Genomic DNA, 1,293 nt, shown 5'->3' on the forward strand with positions numbered 1-1,293 from the left:
TGGGGTGCCCCGAAGTTTCCGGACAGGGACCCAATAGGGTTGCCCTGAACAGGAAACGAGGAAGCAGAAGTGGCGCCACCCAGCAAGTACTCACCGGAGTTCCGCGAGGAAGCCGTCCAGATCGCGCTCCGGTCCAGCAAGACCATCTCCGAGACAGCTCGCGAGCTTGAGTTGAACCCGGAGACACTCCGGGGCTGGGTGAAGAAGCATCAGAAACAGCACGAGCCGCCCGACGATGCCGATCTGTCGGTCAGTGAACGCGCCAGGCTGAAGGAGCTCGAGCGCCGCAACCGTGAGCTGGAGATGGAGAACGCTTTCCTGAAAAAAGCCGCGGCGTACTTCGCGAAGGATCCCCGGTAGCGAGCAAGTACGAGTTCATCGATGAGATGCGGCTCGACACGGTGGAGTACGCGTACAGCGTCGAGTTCATGTGCGTCCGGCTCGGCGTTTCCAAATCCGGCTACTACAACTGGCGCGGCCGGCCGGAATCCATGACGGCCCAGCGGCGCGAGGAACTGAAGCTCCTCATACAGAAGGCATTCGAGGATTCCGACAGCACCTACGGCCATCGGCGCATCCACGCCCAGCTGCACCGCTGGGGCATCGCCGCGGGCCTGGAACTGGTCCGCCGGCTCATGCGCGAGCTGGGGCTGGAGCCCTGCCAGCCAAAGCCGAAACGCTTCGGCCTCACCCGGCATGCGCCCGGCCCCGTGCCGGACCTGGTCGGCCGGAACTTCACCGCCGAGACCCCGGGCGAAAAACTCGTCGGCGACCTCACCTATATACCCACCGGCGAGGGGTGGCTGTATCTGGCGACCGTCATCGACTGCTGCACGAAGGAAGTCATCGGGTACGCGATGGACGACCACTACCAGACCCCTCTGATAACCCGGGCTATACGCAACGCGGCACGGAACAGGAAGCTCGCGAACGGTGCTATATTTCATACCGACCGCGGAAGTAACTACATGTCAGCCGAGTTCGGGAAGGAGTTGAAGCGTCTCGGTCTCCGCAGATCGGCTGGGCGCACCGGAATCTGTTTCGACAACGCTATGGCCGAATCATTCTTCGGCGCTCTGAAGAACGAGCGCGTATCACGGATGACTTACCTGACCCGCGAGGCGGCTGTGCGGGACATCATCCGGTACATCGAGTTCTGGTACAATCGCAAACGCCTCCACTCGGCGGTGGGTTACCGCCCTCCGCTCGAAGTCCACGCCGAACACCAGCAGTTGCCAATCGCCGCGTGAAATCAGCGGTCAGATGCCTGTCCGGAAAACGCGAGGCCCCTCA

At 62.4% G+C, this 1,293-nt stretch carries 1 protein-coding gene; it reads left to right on the top strand.

What is annotated here, in order from left to right; translation table 11 throughout:
* The first annotated feature begins 69 nt into the window (after nt 1-69).
* Nucleotides 70-1,250 (top strand): IS3 family transposase gene (locus tag AC3ETA_RS47700; RefSeq protein ID WP_432199157.1). Its coding sequence is split into 2 segments (ribosomal slippage): nt 70-334 and nt 334-1,250, totalling 1,182 coding nucleotides; the frame shifts between segments, so codons are not numbered across the junction.
* Nucleotides 1,251-1,293: the final 43 nt, after the last annotated feature.

Source organism: Streptomyces sp. bgisy027 (assembly GCF_057710365.1).